This window comes from Vibrio sp. QJM3NY_26 (assembly GCF_057786005.1).
Window position 1 is genome coordinate 1,256,437 of the sequence record NZ_CM173516.1, and the last position, 17,726, is coordinate 1,274,162.

Annotated in this window: 17 protein-coding genes and 1 riboswitch; of the genes, 13 read left to right on the forward strand and 4 right to left on the reverse strand. The window is 44.5% G+C overall.

Annotated features, from left to right (window positions below):
* Positions 1-96 precede the first annotated feature (96 nt).
* Positions 97-208: riboswitch (TPP riboswitch) on the forward strand.
* 96 nt (positions 209-304) lie between these two features.
* The 6 genes from thiD to thiM all read left to right on the forward strand — a co-directional run bounded on the left by thiD (position 305) and on the right by thiM (position 5,362).
* Positions 305-1,198, forward strand: coding sequence for a bifunctional hydroxymethylpyrimidine kinase/phosphomethylpyrimidine kinase (thiD, locus tag AC3CH4_RS20950; protein ID WP_428786073.1), 894 nt, complete (start codon positions 305-307; stop codon positions 1,196-1,198).
* Positions 1,188-1,946 carry an ABC transporter ATP-binding protein gene (locus tag AC3CH4_RS20955; RefSeq protein WP_488543735.1) on the forward strand — a complete coding sequence of 253 codons (759 nt, stop codon included), beginning with the start codon at positions 1,188-1,190 and terminating at the stop codon, positions 1,944-1,946. The genes thiD and AC3CH4_RS20955 overlap by 11 nt, the downstream gene beginning before the upstream one ends.
* Positions 1,939-2,754: an ABC transporter permease gene (locus AC3CH4_RS20960; RefSeq protein WP_488543736.1), complete on the forward strand. Its 816-nt coding sequence runs from the start codon at positions 1,939-1,941 to the stop codon at positions 2,752-2,754. The genes AC3CH4_RS20955 and AC3CH4_RS20960 overlap by 8 nt, the downstream gene beginning before the upstream one ends.
* Positions 2,755-2,872: 118 nt before the next feature.
* The gene (locus AC3CH4_RS20965; protein WP_104214947.1) at positions 2,873-3,829 is read left to right on the forward strand and encodes an ABC transporter substrate-binding protein; all 957 of its coding nucleotides are present in this window, start codon (positions 2,873-2,875) and stop codon (positions 3,827-3,829) included.
* Positions 3,830-3,837: 8 nt separating this feature from the next.
* Complete coding sequence (tenA, locus tag AC3CH4_RS20970) at positions 3,838-4,506, forward strand: thiaminase II (protein ID WP_473578464.1); 669 nt, start codon at positions 3,838-3,840, stop codon at positions 4,504-4,506.
* A gap of 70 nt (positions 4,507-4,576) precedes the next feature.
* Entirely contained in the window at positions 4,577-5,362 is a 786-nt protein-coding gene (gene thiM, locus AC3CH4_RS20975; RefSeq protein WP_488543737.1) for a hydroxyethylthiazole kinase, read from the forward strand.
* 137 nt (positions 5,363-5,499) lie between these two features.
* Here the strand turns inward: thiM and AC3CH4_RS20980 are convergent, their stop codons facing one another.
* Positions 5,500-7,443: a methyl-accepting chemotaxis protein gene (locus AC3CH4_RS20980; protein ID WP_488543738.1), complete on the reverse strand. Its 1,944-nt coding sequence runs from the start codon at positions 7,441-7,443 to the stop codon at positions 5,500-5,502.
* A 260-nt stretch (positions 7,444-7,703) separates the two neighbouring features.
* Here AC3CH4_RS20980 and thiE point away from each other — a divergent pair, with 260 nt between their 5' ends.
* Positions 7,704-8,321, forward strand: a complete 618-nt coding sequence (gene thiE, locus AC3CH4_RS20985; RefSeq protein WP_488543739.1) for a thiamine phosphate synthase — start codon at positions 7,704-7,706, stop codon at positions 8,319-8,321.
* 184 nt (positions 8,322-8,505) lie between these two features.
* Here thiE and AC3CH4_RS20990 read toward each other — a convergent pair whose 3' ends face one another.
* Together AC3CH4_RS20990 and AC3CH4_RS20995 are read right to left on the reverse strand one after the other, a co-directional pair.
* The gene (locus AC3CH4_RS20990) at positions 8,506-8,850 is read right to left on the reverse strand and encodes a hypothetical protein (RefSeq protein ID WP_009844840.1); all 345 of its coding nucleotides are present in this window, start codon (positions 8,848-8,850) and stop codon (positions 8,506-8,508) included.
* A gap of 418 nt (positions 8,851-9,268) precedes the next feature.
* A complete protein-coding gene (locus tag AC3CH4_RS20995; protein ID WP_488543740.1) occupies positions 9,269-10,171 on the reverse strand; it encodes a LysR family transcriptional regulator in 903 nt (300 codons plus the stop codon).
* Between the two features lie 139 nt (positions 10,172-10,310).
* Between AC3CH4_RS20995 and AC3CH4_RS21000 the strand changes: the two genes are divergently transcribed.
* The 5 genes from AC3CH4_RS21000 to AC3CH4_RS21020 all read left to right on the forward strand — a co-directional run bounded on the left by AC3CH4_RS21000 (position 10,311) and on the right by AC3CH4_RS21020 (position 15,721).
* Positions 10,311-10,739 carry a PACE efflux transporter gene (locus tag AC3CH4_RS21000; RefSeq protein WP_488543741.1) on the forward strand — a complete coding sequence of 143 codons (429 nt, stop codon included), beginning with the start codon at positions 10,311-10,313 and terminating at the stop codon, positions 10,737-10,739.
* Positions 10,740-10,920: 181 nt separating this feature from the next.
* Positions 10,921-11,901 (forward strand): helix-turn-helix domain-containing protein, encoded by a 981-nt coding sequence (locus AC3CH4_RS21005; protein WP_488544342.1) that lies wholly within the window; start codon positions 10,921-10,923, stop codon positions 11,899-11,901.
* A gap of 327 nt (positions 11,902-12,228) precedes the next feature.
* Positions 12,229-13,605 carry a metal-dependent hydrolase family protein gene (locus AC3CH4_RS21010; RefSeq protein ID WP_488543742.1) on the forward strand — a complete coding sequence of 459 codons (1,377 nt, stop codon included), beginning with the start codon at positions 12,229-12,231 and terminating at the stop codon, positions 13,603-13,605.
* Between the two features lie 203 nt (positions 13,606-13,808).
* Positions 13,809-14,357 (forward strand): DUF3299 domain-containing protein, encoded by a 549-nt coding sequence (locus AC3CH4_RS21015; RefSeq protein WP_422824332.1) that lies wholly within the window; start codon positions 13,809-13,811, stop codon positions 14,355-14,357.
* 122 nt (positions 14,358-14,479) lie between these two features.
* Entirely contained in the window at positions 14,480-15,721 is a 1,242-nt protein-coding gene (locus AC3CH4_RS21020; RefSeq protein WP_488543743.1) for a carbohydrate porin, read from the forward strand.
* Positions 15,722-15,817: 96 nt separating this feature from the next.
* Here the strand turns inward: AC3CH4_RS21020 and AC3CH4_RS21025 are convergent, their stop codons facing one another.
* Positions 15,818-16,285: a hypothetical protein gene (locus tag AC3CH4_RS21025; protein ID WP_004731619.1), complete on the reverse strand. Its 468-nt coding sequence runs from the start codon at positions 16,283-16,285 to the stop codon at positions 15,818-15,820.
* A 343-nt stretch (positions 16,286-16,628) separates the two neighbouring features.
* Between AC3CH4_RS21025 and AC3CH4_RS21030 the strand changes: the two genes are divergently transcribed.
* Positions 16,629-17,633 (forward strand): Solitary outer membrane autotransporter beta-barrel domain, encoded by a 1,005-nt coding sequence (locus AC3CH4_RS21030; RefSeq protein ID WP_488543744.1) that lies wholly within the window; start codon positions 16,629-16,631, stop codon positions 17,631-17,633.
* Positions 17,634-17,726 lie beyond the last annotated feature (93 nt).

The following is a 17,726-nucleotide window of genomic DNA, read 5'->3' on the forward strand; positions in this document are numbered from 1 at the left end:
ATTTGTTTTGTTGGACCTAATTGAAATTTTTTCATGTGTAATTCTTATAATTGAATAAAATCAGTATCTCAGTTGTGAGAGTGCTGTTACTATCGCTATCAATAGTCGGGGGGCATATACCTTATTTGGTGTTTGCTGAGATCGTTAATCGAGACCCGTTGAACCTGATTCAGTTAACACTGGCGTAGGGAACTATAAGCACTCGATCTACGTCTGCACCCATGAAAACTTTCATGAGCCTAATGCGACTTCTCCTTCGATCAGTGTTCGTTCTCCTACGTCTTGTAAGATAGTAGGAGCGACAATGACACACAGTTCTATTTCAAAAGATTTAACGCCCAAAGCCTCAGTTTCACAGCACTCTGCTGATGGTTCGATTCGAACGAACACTCCGATTGTATTGACGATCGCAGGCTCAGACAGCGGCGGCGGTGCAGGGATCCAAGCTGATATTAAAGCGATGTCTGCTACCGGTAGTTTTGCTTGTTCGGTCATTACCGCTATCACATCTCAGAACACTCAAGGCGTGTCAGCCATTTTCCCTATTCCACTCGACCATGTAGCTAGTCAGTTAGATGCAGTGTTTACTGATCTCAATATCGTGGCAGTAAAAGTCGGCATGTTGGCTGATTCGCAAATCATCAAAGTCGTTGCAGATAAAATTAAGCAGTATCAACCTAAGCATCTTGTGATTGACCCTGTAATGGTTGCGACGAGTGGCGATCTTCTTCTAGAAAACTCAGCCATCACGACGCTGAAGCAAGAGCTGATTCCGCTGGCAGACATCATCACACCTAACTTGCCAGAAGGTGCTGCACTGACAGGCAAAGCTGTCCCTGAAAGCGAAGCTGAAATGCAGGGCATGATTGAAGACTTACGCGCACTAGGTGCTAAAGCTGTCCTGCTAAAAGGCGGTCACTTAGAGAAGGATGAGAACAGTAACGACTTACTGATTCTCCCGACGACCTCTGCTTTGATTAGTGCGAAGCGTTTTCCTACTAAAAACACCCATGGCACTGGCTGTACGCTCTCTTCTGCGATTGCTTCTTTCTTAGCTCAAGGCAACACGCTTACTCAAGCTGTTGACTTAGGTAAACAATACATTTCACGTGCTATTGCTCATGCTGATGAGTTGCAAGTCGGTCAAGGTCACGGCCCGGTAAATCACTTCTTCGTTGGGCACGGTAATGTCCGTTAATACGGTTGGTGTTCAACTCAGCAGTGCCTCCTTACGTTATAACGACAGTGAGCACGCGACCTTATCTGGGTTGTCGCTTAGCTTAAACGCAGGTAAGTGGACGGTATTGCTCGGTCGAAGTGGCTGCGGAAAAACCACGGTATTGCGTTATCTGGCAGGCTTACTGGACGATAAGGTGGAGTGGCAGGGCACATTGGCAACCTCTGATGAATTGCCTTTAACGGATCGCATCGCTTACATGGCGCAGCAAGATTTGTTACTGCCATGGTTGTCGGTTATCGACAATGTTTGCTTAAGTCATCGCTTTCAAAATCCAGCTTCTGATAAAGCACCGCAAACCAATCAAGCTCTAGAGTTGCTAGCTGCGGTTGGTTTAGCTGATCACGCGTCTACTATGCCGGATCAGTTGTCTGGTGGCATGCGTCAGCGTGTTGCTTTGGCTCGCACCTTAATGCAAGACAAGCCAGTCGTACTGATGGATGAACCGTTCTCTGCGCTGGATGCGGTAACGAGACACAAGCTGCAAAGTTTAGCGTGTGAACTGCTAAAAGATAAAACTGTTGTGTTGATCACCCATGATCCACAAGAAGCGGTGCGCTTGGCGGATAACTTGTATGTGTTGCAAGGCACACCTGCAAGCGCACAGTCACTGTCTGTGCCAAATACAGCCACACCAAGAGTGTTAGATGGTGAATGTGCTGAGTTACAACAAGCGATCTTAGATCAGTTGGAGCGTGATTATGAATGATCTAACGCGAAGCGAAGTTGGGGCTCGTTCAACCGACATACAGGCTAGCACTGAACGTCCTCGTCAGATGAATCCCGTTATGCGTTTGCTTATCAGCAGCGCCGTGATTCTCGGTTTATGGCAACTGGTGGTGGTTATCTTCGAGATGCCAAGCTTCATTCTGCCAGCTCCCGAAGAAGTCTTCATCAAGCTAATTGAACGTTACGATGTGCTACTCAAACACACTTGGGTGACTGCGCAGGAGATCTTACTTGGTCTATTGCTCGGTTTGTCGATGGGGCTGTTTTTCGCCCTACAGATGTTGATGTTCGAACCGTTGAAACGCTGGTTGTTGCCTATCTTAATTGCTAGCCAAGCTATCCCTGTGTTTGCGATCGCGCCAGTATTGATGTTGTGGCTAGGCTATGGCATCGCGTCAAAAGTGGTGATGGCGGCGATCATTATCTTCTTCCCTGTAACCACTTGTTGTTACGACGGCCTGCGAAATACACCGACGGGTTATCTCGATCTTGCCAAGACCATGGGTGCATCGAAATGGCAATTGTTGCGTTATATCCAACTGCCTGCTGCGCTGCCAACTTTGGCGTCTGGCATTCGTGTCGCTGTGGTTATTGCCCCAATTGGTGCGGTTGTCGGCGAGTGGGTGGGTTCGAGTGAAGGGCTGGGTTACCTAATGCTGCAAGCCAACGCACGCATGATCATTGATGAGATGTTTGCTGCCTTATTCATCTTGGCGGTGCTGTCTATCTCGCTCTACTTCATCACAGACAAATTACTTAAAAAAGCTATCCCTTGGGAGAACCAGTGATGGTTCGCTCAATAACACTTGTTTAATAAAGCTTCGCTCAACGCTATTTATCTAAACAAACCTCGTTAAAAATTAGCTCTATAAACACAATAATAATATTCAAAAGGAAAGGTTAACTATGAAAAATACCAAATTGGTAGGTGCAGTGGCACTGCTTGCTTCATTGGTTTCAGGTCATGCATTGGCGGATTCTGAACAAAAGAAACTGACATTGATGTTGGATTGGTTTGTGAACCCGAACCACGGCCCAATTGTGATTGCTCAAGAGCGTGGCTACTTTGCTGACCAAGGCTTAGAGGTGGAAATCCAAGAGCCAGCAGACCCAAGCACGCCAGCAAAACTGGTCGCGGCAGGTAAAGTCGATTTAGCGGTAACTTACCAACCAAGTTTAACCATGGATGTAGCGGCAGGTTTGCCTCTAGTTCGTGCATCAACCCTTATTGCAACACCACTGAACACGCTGATGGTTTTGGATAACGGCAAGAACGATTCACTAGCAGATCTGAAAGGTAAAAAGATCGGTATTGCGATTGCTGGCAACGAAGAAGCGACTATCGGCACCATGCTAGCGCAAGAAAATGTTGCGTTTACAGACGTGCAAACCATCAATGTCGGTTGGGCGCTTTCGTCTTCATTAGCATCGGGCAAGGTAGACGCAATTTGGGGTGGCTTACGTAACTTCGAAACCAACCAGTTAGCACTTGAAGGCTTTAAAGCGAAGGCATTCTTCCCTGAAGAACACGGTGTGCCAGCTTACGATGAGCTTATCTTTGTTGCGAACGCAAAGCAGCACGACGATGAAGCGATCAAAGCGTTCAACAAAGCATTGGAACAAGCAACAACTTACATTGTGAACCACCCGCAAGATTCATGGAGTGAGTTTGTTGCGTATTCACCGGATACGTTGAACAACGAACTTAACCAACGCGCATGGAATGACACGCTGACTCGTTTTGCACTTCGCCCTTCAGCAGTCGACCTAAAACGTTACGACGATTACGCGCAGTTCATGTTCGACAAAGGCATTATCAAATCACTACCAAAAGCCGCTGACTACGTACCGACTTTTGACTAAGGAATCTCATGAAATACCAAGACTTAATCCAAGCCTGTCAGCAAGATTGGCAAGACTACACCGAGCACGCTTTTGTTAAAACGCTGGCGAACGGCACACTCGCTCAGCCTTGTTTTCTGCATTATTTGAAGCAAGATTTTCTGTTCTTAAAACAGTATGCCCGCGCTTATGCATTGGCGATCTACAAGGCGAAAACACTGGCTGATATGCGTCGTGCACTGCCAAGTGTTCATGCCCTGCTCGATTCTGAAATCTCTCACCATGTGACTTACTGTGGTCAGTGGGGGTTAACCGAATCTGATTTGGAAAACGAGCCTGAAGATTTCGGTACAGTCGCTTACACGCGCTACGTTCTAGATGCGGGTATGACAGGTGATCTTGTCGACTTATATGCGGCACTGGCTCCGTGTTCCATTGGTTACGCTGTGATTGGTAAAGCGCTGTTAGAAAGCAGTGAAACCGTTTTGGAAGGCAACCCATACGCAAGCTGGCTGCAACTGTACGGTGGAGAAGAGTTCCAGTCTGGCGTGGCAACGGGCGCGGAATACTTCAATCAACTGCTTGCTGAAATCGATATCAACAGCGAGCGCGGCCAGAACATCGTTCATATCTTTAAAACCGCAACGCGTATGGAAGTGGCTTTTTGGCAGCAAGGTCTGAATGCACTTAATGATTAACCACGGCTAAACCTTGTCGCTAACCAATCAGCAGCGGCTTAAAACGACTTTCTTTTATAAGGATTTACCCATGCTAACTGAACAAATCATCCAATCGCTGCGCGCAGTACGAGAGCAAAAACCGCTGGTTGTGAATATCACCAACTACGTCGTGATGAACAATACGGCGAATGCTTTATTGGCGATTGGCGCTTCTCCTATCATGGCGCACTCACAGCAAGAATTGGCTGAGATGATGTCTTTCTCTGGCGCGCTGGTGATTAACATCGGTACGCTCGACAGTGTGTGGACGCCAAGAATGCGCTTCGCCGTTGAACAAGCGAATGCAAACTGCAAGGTTGTGGTTCTTGATCCTGTGGGTTGTGGCGCAAGTACGCTGCGTACCGAGACTTCTCGTGAAATTGCACGCTTAGCCGATAAGTTGATCATTCGTGGTAACGCGTCTGAGATTATCGCGTTAGCGGGCGAGCAAGCGCAGAGTAAAGGCGTTGATGCGCTAGATAGCAGTGATGCCGCATTAGGCGCAGCGCAATGCTTAGTCGCTGAATACGGTGCGAATGTGGTGATTTCTGGTGAGACGGATTACGTTGTCACTAAAGACAGCGTTGTTACGTTAAACAACGGACATCCAATGATGCCGTATGTGACGGGCATGGGTTGTACTCTTACTGCATTAACGGGAGCTTTCGCTGCTGTTGGAGATGAAAGTGGTTTAGCGGCAGCGTCGGTATTAGGTGTGGTTGGTGAAATCGCAGCTGAGAACTCACGCGGCCCAGGTAGCTTGCAAATGAACTTGCTTGATGAGTTGTACCAGTTAGACGAAGAGACACTGATTCAACGTTTGAAGATTCAGTAGATTCAATCTAGATCTGCATTCGTAGCTTATTAAAAAGCCCTCAGCACATATGTGTTGAGGGCTTTTCTATTATTGCTTCAAAACCGTATTAACTCGTTGTAGTGTTAGCTATCTCGTTATATCAGCAATTGGTTTCGTTAGGTTCTAAATCGATTCACTTGGCTTTCTAAGTGATGAGCAACTTCGGTTAAGTCGCTCGCTGCACCTGAAATGCTGCTGACAGATTCTTGGTTGCTCTGCGCGATGGTATTGGCACCTTGCGCGTTTTCACCCAGTGACTTGGTCAAGCAATCCTGTTCATCAACCGATACTGCAATTTGGCTGTTGGCCTGATTCAGATCTTGGATGTGTTGGTTAATCACATGCAAATTCTGAGAAGCTTGTTGTGCCTGAGTTGAAGCATCTGAAACCGTGCTGTGGCTCTCTTTGATCGACTCTAACGCATCTTTAGCGCCACGCTGTAGCGATGTGATGAGTTCATCAATTTGGCTAGCAGAATCTTGAGTACGCTTAGCTAGCGTTCTCACTTCATCGGCTACTACTGCAAATCCACGACCTTGTTCACCCGCACGAGCGGCTTCAATAGCTGCGTTCAATGCCAGTAGGTTAGTTTGCTCAGAAACGCCTTTGATGACTTCAAGAATGGCACCAATGTTCATCGACTCTTTGTGTAGGTCCGTCACTTTTTGGCTGCTGACCTGCATGCTTTCATCGGCACTGCCAATTTCGTGCAGTGTTTTGTCTACTTCTTTAAGTCCCATCGCTACATTCTCGGTTGCTTGGTTTGCAACTTGAGAGGCGTGGTTAGCACTTGCAGCAATTTCCGATGTACTCGAAGCCAATTGATCAACGGCAGAAGAGATATTGATCATCTCATTGTTCAACTGTGTTGCGTTGGTCGAGCTGTTATTGGTCACTTGATTCAGCGACTCCGACATCTCACCAATACGCACACTAGATCGGTTCACTTCGCCAACGATATCGCGTAGAGATTCAATGGTGATCTCCATGTTGGTCAGCAGTTCGCCGATCTCGTTCTTGCTCTCAATGTTCACTTCAACATTTAAGTTACCTTGAGAAAGCTCATTGGTGATCTGCTTAACCTGTGCAAGTCCTTTAGTAATTGAACGAGTAACCAAAACGGCGCTTGTCATACCAATGATTAAAGCCACACCCGTTAGCAAGAAGATGATTTGAACTGAACGTTTTTCACTGGCTTGCAGTTCTGGCGTTAATGCTTGTTTCTGTCGCTCGAGAATGCTTTGAGCATCCGCGACCGCAATCGCTAAGCTGTCGCCAATCGAGGCAAGAGTCGCGGTTCTTTGAGTGTTCTCAATCATCTGTTGATGAACTTGCGCAAAGCCTTTTGCATACGCTTCGCGTTGATTCGAGAAGTCTTCAATCAGTTCACTTTGATAAGGCGATGATTTGAGAGATTCAATGTCGCCTTCAATACCCGGCAGCACGTATTCAAAGATATCTTTACCCGCTTCATAGGTTTTTAGATCGTTGTTGTTTGAATAACTGAGTACGGTGATTTTGGCTGCGAGGAAGTTCTCCATCAACATGCCCGCGTATAAGCTCGCGTTTGGATCGTTGTTGTTGTACGACTCATACAACAAGCTCTGAGCGGCTTTGAGGGCGTTGGTTTCTCGTTTGACCATCTCGACATTCACCAATTGGTCGATGAGTAGCTGGCTCTGTTTCATTGAGCCATAAGCCGTGTCAAATGCCGCCACGCTGTCTTGCACTAATTGCAGGCTAGCTAGGCTATCGGTTTTGGTGGTGGTTTGGATTAAGTTGTTCAGCAGTTCATCAATCGCGAGTTTGCTTGATTGATAATTCGTTTCGTATTGCTCATCCAATGACTCTAAGTAACGTTCAGAGGCTAAGCGCATCTGAAGAAAATGCACTTGAATGTTGCCTGACAGTGTCGCTTTCTGGCTGAGCTCACTGTACTGGCTAAAGCCGTTCGACAAGGTTTGGATACCTTTGTAACTCACAAAGCCTGAAATGACGAAAAAGAGTAAGCAGATGGCATAACCCAGCTTGATCTTAAACGCTATAGAAAGGTGGCGCATAACTATCCCTATATTTACCTGATTCCTTCATAGCGAAGTATTCCATAAAACAGCGTTCTGGACAGGCTTAAGTGAATAGTTTGTGTAATAAGTAACGCTTTAGTTAAAAATCTCAGGATTTTCGGCATGCTTTCAACGAGTTGTATATTCAATGGCACGCGCTTAATTGAGCTAATTTAGTATTAACTTCCATGCACATGATGCGATTTGTCGGTAAAATGGTAGCAACTCTATTTAGACTCCGACTCCAAAGGCACGGTATGAACCCTTATAAGCTCTACTTAGTAACGGATGACCAACAAGATTTAGAAACGCTTAAGTTCGTGGTTGAACAAGCGGTCGCTGGTGGTGTCACTATGGTCCAAGTGAGAGAAAAGCATGGGGACGTAAGAGCGTTCATTGAACGAGCACAAGCTGTTAAGTCGATTTTGGCGGGAACAGGTGTACCTTTGATCATTAACGACCGAGTAGACGTCGCATTGGCGGTGGACGCCGATGGTTTGCATTTGGGGCAATCGGATATGCCTGCAGCGCTGGCTCGTCAGTTGATTGGTCCTGATAAGATTCTTGGGTTATCGATTGAAACTGAACAACAGCTACAAACAGCTGATAGCTTGCCGATCGATTACATTGGCCTCAGTGCGCTTTTTGCCACACCGACCAAGACCAATCTAAAGAAATATTGGGGTTATGAAGGCATTCAAATGGCTTTGGAGACAACGAAGTTGCCGATTGTTGGTATCGGTGGAATCAACGAGTCGAACATTCCAAAGTTGGTTAAGACAGGCATTCATGGATTGGCATTGGTGTCTGCGATATGTCACGCACAAGACCCAAAACAAGCGACGCAGGATTTGTTGTCTCTAATGGGAGAGTGAAGTCTTTTAGACTAGAAAACAAATGATTTTAACTGTTTGTTTTTTTTAGCTAAAACATAAGCACAGAGATGTGCTTATGTTTATCGCTTGAGCTTTTAAGGCAAACTATTAAGCACGCTATGCTGCGTGTGAGGCATAACGTTTTTATTGAGCCTGAAAGCGTCTATTGAATGCACAGTTTGATCTACTGAGCACACAGAGCAACAGTACCGATGATCATAAGAACGATCGCGGCATACCAGCCGTATTGTGCGGTCTTATCAGCAACAAACACCTTAATGTAGTTAAGTTCTTCATGCGCCATTGCAATGAAGTCCGTGTAGTTAATCGATAACTCGCGGCTCGCTTCTTTCAAGTCTTGCTGAAGTTTGTTGAAAGCCTCATCGATGAAGCCTTTGGTTTCTGAAACAGACGGAGTAGCAACCAAAGTTAAGCTATTCCAAACTGCCATACGCGATTCATATTCGCTTTCACTGACACAATTAAGTACGCGTAAATCATACTCTCGTTTGTTACGCTCTTTGCCCATTTTCTCAGGGCAAATATTTCTTAAAACGTTCACGACAAATTTTCCAAAAGGTTCATTTAGATATAAAAAAGCACTCGAAGAGGGCTCATAAACTGGGTGCGAATCAATATTCAAAAGTGATCTATTTGAAGCTTTCACAAGTGGTTGCAGGGCAGGGGTACTTATGTGGGAGATTTGAAGTTGGGTCAGTGGTGTTAAAGAGCGATTTGGTTTTGTCGATATCAGTTTGATAAGACAAATCCTTTGGGATCGCATACTAGTTATGTCACTTTGGGATATCAACTAGGGTGTTTTATCCACACGACAAAGAAAATTATCGGCACGAAAAGCGCAAATGAGGTAGTGCTGGAGAAAACACCACCGTCATTGATTTAGGATTCAGTTGCTGAAATAGGCTGAACTCAAGGATAGGGGAAGGTTAGTTGGATTGCCATTGATTGTTCTCTAATGAGTGGCCTTTTAGTTTTTCAAGTAAACTTGTTAACACTGGCCCATTGATATGGCTGCGAGACACTAAGCAACCCACTGGAGTAATCCAACCACCATGCTCGTGTGCCACTGGCAGTGCAACGAGATCGCCTTTCTGAATTCCTTCCATCACCATCATTTCAGGCACATTTGCCCATCCTACGTTCTGTTCAACGAGATCGATGATCGTTTTGTGGCTGTTGGCATACCAAAGCATGGAGCTAATGCCATAGGTGAACCACAATTCGCGCTGCTTCGAACTACGATGCACACATTGGCGGTAGCGCTTTAGGTCAGAGTCTTGAACGACGGGCATTTGGCTCAGCTCGTGCGTGGCAGAGCTGACAGTAAGAAAGCGCGCTTGGCCAAGTAGGAAAAAGTCCATATCCACCTTCAGTTCACCATCCGCATAGATGATGCCAATCTGTGCTTTTCCGCGCCTTACTAAGTCTTCAACATCGAAGGTTGAGGTGGTAATGATATCGAAGTGTGTGATTGGAAACTGATCGGCTAGTGAGCTGATTATCTTAATGAAATTCTTATCTATGATGCTCTCATCAATGGCAATGATCAGTTCGTGTTCATCTTCTTGTGTCAGCGATTCTACTTTTTGGTCGAAGTATTTTTGTTGGTCGAGAATCGACTTAGCGACAGGCAATAACGCTTTACCTGTGTTGGTCAAAACGGGGATGTTTTTTTCGCGGTTAAACAGCTCTTGGTCGATAGCTATTTCGAGATTGGCGATCGATTGGCTTACACCAGACTGAGCGCGTTTCAGCTTGCGTGCAGCAGCAGAAAAAGAGCCACTTTCACACACGGTGACGAAGACTTTTAATTGCTCAAAACTGTACATTCTATCTCTCGCTCAATACCAAAGGGGGGGGATAACTCCTAGGCTATCACTGTTCGTGATGGCTGTTAACTTTCTCTTATTATTTTCGATGACATAATCCGAGCTAATCCAACATAGACTAGATTATTTAGAGGAATGTATGAGTACATTAGAAAGAGTGTTCCACTCAGTGTTATTCGAAGTTTTGGCCGTAACACTTTCAATTATGGGCTTGGCGATATTTACCGATCACGATGTGAATGCCTTATCAGGAACCATGATAGTTGTTGCCACTATCGCGATGATTTGGAACTACTGTTTCAATTGCATTTTTGACCGTTATTTCACGGGTGAAAAATCAAAGCGTTCGCTCAAGTTACGTGTTTTTCATGTCGTGTTATTTGAGGCAGGCTTGCTGGTGGCGACGATCCCGGTGATGGCATACTTGCTCAACGTCGGGTTATGGCAGGCATTTTTGATGGACATCGGCGTGACCATTTTTATTACCATTTACGCGTTTGTGTTTAATCTGATTTACGACCATGTGCGAGCATTTTGGGTACGAAAAGCCGATTTAGCGGTTCAGTAAACTACCAAGTCAGTAAATGTGATTTGAGCGACTAACCGTTTGTTTATTCGTTATTTTGACGGGTATATTCGGTTAGTAACTCTAGGTAACGCGGCGTTTGTTCTGCTATCTTAAAGAAGGTGATAATTTGAGTTCGTGAACGGATAGATAAGAGGAAAGGATGCCAAATACCCCTCAGGCAATGACGGTTGTTGATAAGAAAGAAGTCGAATTGTTCGCGGAACTGTTCAAACATATTGATGGTGAAATCTACACCTTACTACGCAGTGCCCAAATCCCTAATGATATTCTCACCAGTAATGACCATTACGATTATCTCCCTGAGACCACTATTAAAAACGTGGTCAAGATTATGGGGGAATCTGCGTCGAGAGAAGAGTTTTCGCTGTTTATGTGGAGTTTTTGCAAGCAAACCTATGTGCCAAGGTTTGTGGCTAAGCTAAGCCAGCAGGGTTCATTGAAAAACGCGCTAGACCAATTTGGTGAGCAGCTGAAGCTCGTATCCAATGGTGCGAATGTCTATACCAAGCAATCCGGAGGCAAGTGGTGGTTGGTTCGTGAGAAGCCATTTACTAACGCACCTTGGTTTAAGTTCGCTGAACTGTTCTCTGTTATTTTCATTAACGAGCTACTTTCAGTATTAACGCAAGGTCGTTGGAAGCCGTCTGAGGTCGGAATTCAGAATGGTGATCTCCAATGTTTTCAATCTCTACCACAAATGGGCTGTGCTCAGTTTTATACGCATAGACCGGTCACTGCCTTTGAGATCCCTGAAGACATCATGTTTGCACCGATTGTTTTACCCAAAATTGCTCAAGTATCAGACCTCACTAAGCCTTTACCTAGCTCATTCCTGAGCGCTTTTAAGCTTGTTATTAAACCTTATCTCACGATGGGGAAACTCCCAATTAGCTTAGCTTCTGAGATTCTAAATATTCATGTCAGAACGATCCAGCGTCGGTTGGAAAGTGAAGGGGTGGTCTACAAAACCTTGATTGAAGAGATGGTTCTTGAGCAGGTTTTGGAATTGCTTAAGCAGTCAGATCTATCGATCACGCAAGTAGGCGCGAAAATGGGCTATTCCGATTCTTCCCACTTTACCCGAGCGTTCAAAAGACAGATGAACATGACGCCAAGACAGTACCGAAAAGAGCACAGCTAACGTCGGTAAGCAACAGTACAAAGCTATCAGTAAGAGCTCCGGCAATAACAGTTCCTCCAGCCATCAAGCAGAAACCGGAGCCTGAACGCAGATTTATTTATTGTCACCAAATGGCCATTTGTCAACCTTGAACACTGGCAGTATCACTACTAAGTTATTGAATGTTGATGAGTTGTTTTTGCCTCGATTTTTTCTCGAAATTTTGATTAGATTTTTGTGATTATCGCGGCTAACAAAAACACCTTTGAAACCTCATGACACTCATTAGTAGTTACGGAATCGTTATGGGAAGTGGACTCCACTCATAAACGGAATCAAGGTGTATAAATGAAAAATGCAGGCTTAAAACTCTCTGTTGTTGCTCTTTCGTGTTCATTTGCTTTTTCTGCAAATGCCGCTTCAACGTTATTCACAAACGTTGATATTTTCAATGGTACAGAAAACAAACTTTACGAAGATCATCACGTACTGGTTGAAGACAACCTGATCAAGCAAATCTCCGCAAATCCAATAGAAGCGGGTGAAGCTAAAGTGATTGATGGCGAGGGCAAGACTTTGATGCCCGGCTTAATCGATGGCCATGCTCACGTCATGATTAATTATAATTTTGGCGATATTGAATCTAATAAAGACCTTACTGACATTTCAATTCATGCGACTCAAGTGGCTAAGCGCTACTTAGATGATGGTTTTACCACTGTTCGTGATATGGGCGGTCCAGCCTTCGGTCTAACTCGTGAAATTGAGGCGGGTAACGTTGTCGGCCCACGTATTTACCCTTCTGGTGCATTTATTTCTCAAACCTCTGGTCATGGTGATTTCCGAGATCGAAGTGACCCAGGTTTTACTCCGAATTCTGTGGGTGACATTTCTAACTTTGAACGTATGGGGATTGGTGCGGTTGCCGATGGCGTACCAGAAGTGTTGAAAGCGACACGATTGAACCTACGAAATGGCGCGACTCAAATCAAGATCATGGCTGGTGGCGGTGGTTCATCTCGATTTGACCCAATAGATACGACTCAATACTCGGTTGATGAGACGTGTGCGATTGTTGAAGCCGCTAAAGATTGGAATACCTATGTCGCGGCACACACTTTTAACGATCGATCGGTAAATCGATTATTGGATTGTGGCGTTAAAAGCTTTGAACATGGGTTCTTTATTAATGATGAAACGATGAAGAGAATTGCCAAAGAAGGCGGATATGTTGTTCCTCAAATGTGGGGACTATCGCCAGACTTAGCGAAAAACCCGTTAATGCCAGCTGAGAAATTGCCAATGGTCGCCCAACTTCAAGAAGAATACGGTGATTACGGTAAACGATTGTTAGAAAACAATGTGAAGGTCGTTTTTGCCTCTGACTATGTAGGAGCAGATTCCGATGCAGAGCGAGCTCGTCGTTACGAAATTTACTGGCGCACACAAGCTTTCGGCAGCAACTTTGAAGTATTGAAACAAATGACTTCAACGGCCGGTGAGATGTTGGCGATGTCAGGCCCTAGAGGCACTACACAAGGGAAATTAGGCGTTATTGAAAATGGAGCGGTTGCAGACATCTTATTGATTGAGGGTAACCCATTGGAAGATATGGCAGTGATAGGCGCGACTCCGGAATGGTTCGACGCTGATCCTGAATACAAGACTATCGATACTATTAAATTGGTAATGAAAGATGGCGTTGTATACCGCAACGAAATGTAATTTCCGATTCGATTTTTAATCATTTGGTAGGGGAGCTTTTCCTCTACCTACTTCCTTTTTGTTGTGTTTGGTTGGAGTAGATTTTGATGGTTGATTTAAAATCAATAGGCTCATTTTTTATGTTCTGTTGTTTGTCATTTTCATCATTGGCTAGTGAAATAAAAGTGACGTACTGGGATGAGTTAGTTCCGAGTATGGAGTTAATGGAGGATCCATTTCAAAAGTTAGATAGAAATCAGATGTTTGACATGGCGACTATTGCTCGCTTTAAAGAGGCTCAGGCTGAAGACGGTTTTGTGGCAAGTGATAAAGCGAGACAAGAAATCGTCGAAGTTACTGAAAGATTAACAAAGCAAGATATAGATGTAGAAGCATTGTTCGTTGCTCGTGCTCAGATCATGAAGCAACGCGAAGCGTTAGGTTCGAAACCCAATACAGAGGTAGTAGGTAGTAAACATCGTATCCCTGGTTACATCACGCCGATTGAAATGGATGGAACTAAGGTGACTAAGTTCTTTTTAGTGCCTTCTGCTGGAGCGTGTATTCATACACCACCGCCTCCAGCGAACCAGCTTGTATTGATTGATTTTCCTGAGGGCATTGAATTGGTCAGCTTAATGACACCAGTTTGGGTTGAAGGTCAGTTAACGGGTCATCAATCGAAAGAAAATGTGAATTACTCTGACGGCGCAGCCAATGTGCAGTCGGTGTATGCGATGAAAGCGGAAGGTATAGAACAGTATCAACCTTAGCTAGTGCATCTAGTTGAATCCAATCTCTTGTTGGAAGTATCTAAATCACTCAGTGTCATCAAATGACAATTTTCAATGTGAGTAATGAATAAAATAAAACTAACTTAATAAGCACTGGTGACATGATGAACTCAAGATTCTCTAAAGTAAGTATGGCTATTGTGATGGCGGCTAGCCCAATGAGCGGCGTTGTTTACGGCGCTAACTTTGAAGGCCCAGATTCTGTTGAAAATACAATTGCAGAGCAGAAAGCACAAAAGAAATCTTGGAGGGAGTCATTAGCTGAAGATGGATTTACATTTGGTGCAGATTACTTTGCTTTGGGGCTGACCTCTGGGGATGGGGTTGGCGGCGATAGCGTTGATGCATCGTCGGGTGTGGCACGATTATACGGTTCATGGCATCTATTAGGAAACGGCACACAGAACTCAGGTAGCTTAGTTTGGAAGGTGGAACATAGGCATGCCTATGGTGATACTCCGCCAAAAGACTATTCATTCGGCCAGCTTGGCTATGTCGGTGCAATTGGCCCGGCATTTAGCGATCAAGGGTTTCGTGTTACGGACTTAAATTGGAAGCAAAAAATCAATGATGGCAAAGGCACCATTGTCGTCGGTTGGCAGGATGTAACGAACTATGCGGATGTTTACGCTCTAGCAAGCCCGTGGTCTGGCTTTACTAACTTGGTATTCTCGACAGGCTCAGGTGCGATGGGCTTACCGGATGACGGTGTATTGGCCCTTTCTGCCGGTCATATGCTAGGCGAGAACTTTTATGTGGTCGGTGGTATCGCTGATGCAAATGGTCAGTCAGATGATATTTTTGATGGCTTTGATAGCGCTTTTGGTAGTGATGCATCTTACTTTACAACACTTGAATTAGGTTGGACGGCTTCACAAGACCTGATTTATACAGACAACTTCCATGTGACGTTCTGGGATTTTGGTGACGATACTCGCCACAGTAATAGCCTTGCAACTGAAGGTGGCTCAGGTGTCAATTTCTCATGGAGTCAATTTATCACGCCTCAAGTTATGCCGTTTGTGCGAGGTGGTTTCTCAGAAGGTGATGTTGCCCTTTACGATAAATCAATCTCGGTTGGTATGGGATATTTCGGGTTAGGAAAACCGACGAACAACCTTGGTGTTGCGCTAAACTGGGCGGAAGTGAATGGTGATTCTTTTGCAGCTGATGCGAAAGCAATAAGCGGTAATACAGAGCAATGGACGGCTGAAATTTACTACAACATGCAACTCAACGATTTCATCCAAGTGACACCTGATATTCAATACATTAAAGATCCAGCTTTCTCCAATGAAAGTAGCGCTTGGGTGTTTGGTATTAGAGCGAGAGTCTTTATCTAACTTCTCTGTTTGTTAATCGCTGAAACGTAAAGAATAGATGTAAAAAGTGAGCCTGTTTGGCTCACTTTTTTTGTCTTAGGTGTGTATCAAAAGCGGCTATGCTTTTTCGGCTTTGGGCGTGTCATCGAGTGCGAAGTAGATTTTTGAAACAATAATCTCTGCGACCAAAATCGTGAATACCACAGCGAAGAATGCCACCACACCATTCCATGGGCCTGTGAAGTCTACCTTGTCGCCAAACAAGATATTGATGGCTTCCAACATCACAAACTTAGAGCCCACCAAAATCACGTAACTGGATAAACCGCGATAAATCTTAGGCGCTGTACCCGGTTTAGATTTGAAGTAATCTGCGAGCTTATGTTCTAAGCCGATAGACAGTTTGAGCAGGAGTTGTAGCAGAATCGCAGCTGCAAATGAGATGGTGAAAGACTCGATATTGACGAAGTCCCAGTATTCATCAAAAAAATTAAGAACCGTTAAATCGACGAGTACCGCAAGCGTGTATCCGACAAAGAGTCGTTGGGGCGTATTAAATCCATATACTTTTTCTATATTGCTCATCTACTTCTTCCTGAGTAAAGGGTTATAAAAAACTTAGGAGGTAATCCTATAATTTTCAAGCGCTTATTGTTTTATATGCGAAATAGGTCTTAAAGTCAGTTTGGCGCATTATGGTAAGTAAGCGTTTTAAGAATGATTCAAGATAAGACTTCAATTTAGACAGAGGCGCATATGATTATTCATTTTAGAATCCAAGACGTAGAAGAACTTTGGGGAGCCATCGATTTAGCAACGCTCTTGCAGCTGGAACTGAGAGCAGTATCAACCACACCGTTAACTCTCTGATTGAATTAGTTAAGTTACCAATTACACTTGAAGCATAAGTTTGAATGGAGTCAACTTAATGCTTTCACCCCTATCGTACTATCCCCGTTCTATTATTCTGCTCTTAATGGGCCTCAGTTCTTCCTCGGCCTATGCATCCAATGAATTGATTCAGAACCGCTTAGAGAAGATATTTTCTGTGTCAATTGCGCTGACTGACAGCGATGCCATTTCAATTGGCTTTGTGGATTTTGATCCTAATTCGTTTATCAATTTAAACGACAGTGGTTTTGGATCCGATAAAACCATCGATACTCGAAGCCAAGTGAGTGTGGGCTCCATCCCTTACTCTTCCGTGATTAAAACGGATGACCCTGACTTCGACCTTATTTGGTCTGTGCGAGGGTCTTATGCGCTTTCTGAACAGGATATTGAGATCTCATCAGATGTGACTCCTGACCGTCGTGTTAACCCAAATGAAGACTCGGTATTGGGCCTGTATGGCTTTTTCGGAGGGCAAAACCATTTAAACCAGTATTGGTCTATCGCCTATGGGTTAGGCACTCACTTGCTCTATTACCGCAATAAATACGAATACAACAACAGCTACTCTCAAGCATTTCAATCTCAGCTAGATGGCTACGCATTGAATACATCAGCATGGGCGCTTGTTGCTGAACCTTCAGTCAAACTTCAATACTTGCAACCAAAGGAGTGGGGCAGTTGGAATGTGTCTTCCAGAGTTCGTTACTTTTATGGAACAGGCTGGGGCGAAGCGAACGATGGCGATATCGGTAACCCAGAAGGGATGCGATTCATTAATGAACTAGAGTTTAGGCAAAATGTAGCGCTCGATGCTTGGTCGCTTAATAACCCTCAAATCCACTATAACTTAACAAGAATCGATGTCGCGGGTGATTTGACAGCTCCTTTAGATACGCACTATTACTATGAATTCGGGGCCGGATTAGTATTTGATGTGCCTTACGATTCTTACTTTTTTGACAACTTCGGGATTGGAATTAACTTCAATTATGGCAGCTCACTCAGTGGTGGTAGCTTGCTATTCTTACTCAATAATTAGCATAAGTTATTGATCTTAATGGTACTCATATAATTTGAATTTGTATGTGTCGTAAAATGGTAAATATCTTAGTGAAAACTTAGCCATCATAGT